This window comes from Candidatus Acidiferrales bacterium (genome assembly GCA_036514995.1).
GTDB lineage: Bacteria > Acidobacteriota > Terriglobia > Acidiferrales > DATBWB01 > DATBWB01.
Window position 1 is genome coordinate 1 of sequence record DATBWB010000064.1, and the last position, 4475, is coordinate 4475.

General features: G+C 59.0%; 4 protein-coding genes and 1 pseudogene. 1 reads left to right on the forward strand and 4 read right to left on the reverse strand.

The window, feature by feature from the left end:
* Positions 1-82 precede the first annotated feature (82 nt).
* Positions 83-424 (forward strand): hypothetical protein, encoded by a 342-nt coding sequence (locus tag VIH17_04880; protein HEY4682568.1) that lies wholly within the window; start codon positions 83-85, stop codon positions 422-424.
* Positions 425-581: 157 nt separating this feature from the next.
* Here VIH17_04880 and VIH17_04885 read toward each other — a convergent pair whose 3' ends face one another.
* The 4 genes and pseudogenes from VIH17_04885 to VIH17_04900 form a co-directional block, all read right to left on the reverse strand.
* The gene (locus tag VIH17_04885) at positions 582-2234 is read right to left on the reverse strand and encodes a multicopper oxidase (protein HEY4682569.1); all 1653 of its coding nucleotides are present in this window, start codon (positions 2232-2234) and stop codon (positions 582-584) included.
* Positions 2235-3038: 804 nt separating this feature from the next.
* Positions 3039-3437: an IS5 family transposase gene (locus tag VIH17_04890; protein ID HEY4682570.1), complete on the reverse strand. Its 399-nt coding sequence runs from the start codon at positions 3435-3437 to the stop codon at positions 3039-3041.
* Between the two features lie 149 nt (positions 3438-3586).
* Positions 3587-3760: pseudogene (locus tag VIH17_04895) on the reverse strand (transposase).
* A 366-nt stretch (positions 3761-4126) separates the two neighbouring features.
* A partial coding sequence (locus tag VIH17_04900) for a hypothetical protein (protein ID HEY4682571.1) occupies positions 4127-4475 on the reverse strand: 349 nt, incomplete at its 5' end.

Below are 4475 nucleotides of genomic sequence, written 5' to 3' on the forward strand. Positions count from 1 at the left end.
GCGCTCTTCCTCTTCGCTGCGAGCAACCGGCGGTGCAAACCCTATTTTGCCGCGAACATGTAACGTGGGAAAATGCAGTCTCATGCGACTGGTTCCGCTCGAACTCGTCTGTCCGAAGTGCGGCTCGGCCGACATCACCTACTCCTGCGAGCCGAAGTGCTGCTTCAGCCACGTCTGCGGAAACTGCTACTTCCAGTTCTGGCCCGTCACCAGCTTTACGGGCGAGGAGATGGCGGGCGTGGAACCTCCACCGGGCGAAAAAGATTGCCTGCTGCCCACCACCGAGTGCGCCCGCTGCCACAGCCTGAATGTTTGCTCGCTCGCCCCGAAGGGATCGGGGCTCGAAGGCGACAGCGGCAAGTTTGTCTGTGCCGATTGCTGTGGCATCCTCTCCCTCAAGTATTCCGAAGAAGCCCCCGACTGAATCTTTTCAGTATGGGAATGTTTCCAGCCTATGGATTCACGGCTACAGGCTGGTTGGGTGGCTTCTATCCAGAGGATCTAAAGCCACCCGACTACCTGAACTATTGCGCCCGGCACTTCGATGCTGTCGAGGCGGAGAGCACCTTTTACGGCATCTGCTACGGCACGACTTCGTATGGGCGCATCATGTCGTTGTCCTCGTGCTCCAGGATGTGGCAGTGCCAGACATACTTCCCAGCGATGTCGAAGAGCGCCTTGATCCGGGTGACCTCTGCCGGGTTCGCTCGGACGGTGTCCTTCCGCCCGCGCTCATTGGGGGCTGGCCGAACAGGAGGCCCGGTGAACTTAATCTGTTTTGTTAGGTTGAAGAAGTCCACGTCGAACGGCCGCCGGTCAAGGACCTGGAACTGGACCAGGTGTAGGTGAATGGGGTGCGTGTCCCCCGTGAGGTTGATCAGGCGCCAGATCTCAGTCGTGTTGAGCTTCGGCATCTGCGAGATGGGCTCATCAAAGTGCTTTCCATCGAGCATCAACATGATGGGGTTGTCGTTTGCGTCCAGAAGTTCTTCGAGGGTCAAATCCCTCACCGCCGACTGTCTAGGGAGGTCGGTGATGTCTGGCAGCTTCGACGGCAGAGAACTGGTGTCCATGCCCGAAAGCGGCAGGGTCACTCTGAACTGCATGATTTCAGGAAGAGGAGCTTCGTCAGCCGAGGGGTCAAATACCCCTCCAAATGGCGAGGGCGCGTTGTTTTGGAGGACAAAATATTTCCCCTCATGGCCCGAGAAGTCAATGATGACATCAGCGCGTTCTGCCGACCCGAGCAGGATTTCGTTGAGCGCCACCAGCTCGGGCAGGAACCCGCCCTCATTCCCGATCTGGTTGAACACTGGTCCAAAAGCCGCCGGGTCGAGGATAATGCCACCCGCCGTGCTCTCGAGGAGCTTCAGGTTAAGGAACCGGGCGTTACAGCCGTTCAAGAACCGGAAACGGTACTTCCTCGGCTCCACGTTCAAAAACGGCCAGACCTTACCGTTCACCAGGGAGGTATCCCCAAAGAACTCCGGCACCCAAATTGGAGGCACAGGAGGTGGGGCGCCTTGACCTGTATTCGGGTAAAACAGGGAGCCGTCATTGTTGAACGACCGATCCTGGATCACGAGCGGAATCTCGTAGGCTCCGCTGGGGAGGTTGAGGCTGTCCTCTTCGCCATCTCGGATCAGATAGAAGCCGGCAAGCCCCGCGTAAACGTTCAGGCGCGTGATGGCGAGCGCGTGATCGTGGAACCAGAGCGTGGTTGCCCGCTGGCTGTTAGGATAGTCGAAGATTTTGAAGTTGCCGGGTAGGAACCAGTCATTAGGACCACCATCGTTTTCTGGCCGTACGTGACCACCGTGCAGGTGTACAACAGCGCGGGAAGCGTTCGTTTCAGCACCAGCGAGGGTATTGTCCACCGGCAGGAAATGGGTTGCGGGAAGGCTGTTGATCCATTTGACCTGGACTGGCTCGCCGGTCCGTGCCTCGATGGTTGCGCTGGGGTAGCTGCCATTGTACCCCCACACCTTCGTAGGAGCGAGGTGGCGATGCAGCTTCTGCTTGAACTGCATCATTGCAACCTCGTAGTAGGCGGCTCCCCCAGCCACACCTGTGATGGGTTGCATCACGGGTGGCATGGGCAGCGGATCCACGAATCTCTGAAGGCTCCGGCCAAGAGTCTGCGCGAAGGCGGACGGGACGTTCCACTTCAAGGGCAAGAGAAGTCCCCCGCCAGCCAGCGCACCCATCTTTAGAAAATCTCGTCTGGTTGTCATTGCATGTCTCCTTCTGGTGTATCTTTCCAGTCATGACGGTCAACTGGCTTGGCCAGCTTTTCGATCATGTCGTGAACGGAGTCGGACTTAACTGTTTCCGAACGCCCGAACCTTGCCACACGCTCGACTCGAAATGGACAGGGGAAAACCGGTCGAAGGATTAGCGCAGCGCTTGGTGAGTTACCAGCGGCTGAGTCCTGCAGGAGGACATAGGGAGAGTAAGAACGCAGCGCGCTGGGTTCGCAGCGTTTCATTTTTTACTCTGATTCCAAGCTTTCCTGCCCCCGCCTTGGTTAAGGTGCGGGCGGAAGTCTTGGATTCGTTATCTGGCGAGCACGCGTCATGCCAAGCGATGTTGTTTACGTTTCGGCGGGCAATCCGCTGAAAAACGGCCACTAGGCAGATGCAGTAATCCCCGTTTCAGTACTTGCCAATGTGGAATTTCACACCAAGAGCATGCGCTGAAAGGCGCGGCGGCCGACGAACAGGGTGGGCCGTATCTAGAATTAGTTTAATTATTCAACAACGGAGAGGTGTCTGCTGTCAGCTACGCCCTAGTGCCCTGAGTCAGAAATTCGTCCAATAATTCTTCGAACGCGAATGCAAACCTTTGGGAGTGCGGGAGCTTGCTTGTCCTGAGCGAAGTCGAAGGGCTCCCGCCTTGCCCGTGGATGCTTGCCTCCGCGCCATCAGTGACTTAGAGCAGGAGCAAGCTCCTGCTGCGCTAAGGCGGCGGCAAGCCGCCGCACCCCAGAGGGCTCCGCTAATGCAACGAACTTCTGACTCAGGACACTAGAAGCCATCTCATAAATGCCTCAGGAGGATGACGAGGCAGCCGAGCTGGATCATGGCGAGGAAATTCTCTTCGTAGGATTCCCAGCGCACGACCAGCCGGCGGAAGTTGTACAGCCAAGCGAAAAGGCGCTCGATCTTCCAGCGGCGGCAGTAGCGGCGCAGGGCGCGGCCGTCTTGGGTTTTGCGTCGCCGGTTAGGTCGGTGCGGCGCCACCAGTTCGATGCCGTGATCTCGACGCAGTTGCTGATCGAGCGGGTCGCTGTCGTAGGCCGCGTCGCCGATCATCTTTTCTGGCTTGGCGCGGACGAAACGCTGTGCGAGTGTGGCTTCGACGAGTTGCGTTTCATGCGGCGAAGCGCTGGCGAGGCTGCAGGCGACAGGAAGACCATGGCGGTCTGCGATCGCCATGATTTTGCCGCCTTTGCCGCGGCGAGTTGGGCCGACAGCAGCGCCCCTTTTTTGGCCGGGGTGAAGCTGGCGTCGATGAACGTCTCCGACAAATCCAGCTTGCCCCGGTCGCGTAAGTCTTCGGCCAGTCGGCGCAAGATGCCGGTCAGCGTGCCATCCCGCTGCCACTGCTGAAAGCGACGATGGCAGGTCTGGTAAGACGGATAACGTTCGGGCAGGTCGTGCCAGGGAGCCCCGGTGCGCAGCACCCAGAGGATCCCGTTCAGCACCGCCAGCGGCACCGAGGCCGCTGCGAGGGAAAGAACCGTTTGAGCTTGGCCCATTGGGCGTCGGTGAGGTCCATGGGCTGATTTCAGCCCAACAGCTACGATCTGCAACACCTATTTGGCCTTAATGTGATTTATGAGATAACTTCTAGTTCCCTTCCGTCTTTCCCCGTGCCATTCGTTGTCGAGCCGGGTGCCGGGCTCCGGAGGCCAAGTCATCGGCGGGAAGCACGGTGCTACTGCCCGCCTCAAGAGAAACCGTGCCCAACTCATCTCCAGCGTGCAGACATGGGGGTCTCCCGGCCACCAGCCGTACGTCGTTTAAAGCGTCTCCCTTCTGGCTCGTTTGCGGGCAATCCTCCCCCCTGAACGCTTTCCTGTGAAGGGTTCAGGATGAATCCCTCTGCCTCGCGGGAAAAGCGGTCACTTCATCTTTCCTCTGGTTCTTTCTGGCCCGTCAATGGGGGTGTTGCCCCCGGCAGCGGTTCGCTCCTCGGGCGGCTTCAAGCGACGGAAGGCGAGATAGAGCAGAATGTCGTAAGTGATCTTGATGCCGCCGCCCAGGAAGAGGGGAGCGGCCAGGGCAACGTGCTGCATGAAGTAGCCGGCGAACGAAGGAGCGGCAGCCCAGGCGACGTTTCGAGTGAGGTTCGTGATGCCGCTCGAGAAGGTGCGTTCCTCCGGCTCGACCACCGCCATGACATAGGATTGCCGCGTGGGCACGTCCATCTCCACCAGGCACTCCCGGGCCAAAAATAACCCCACTGCCCAC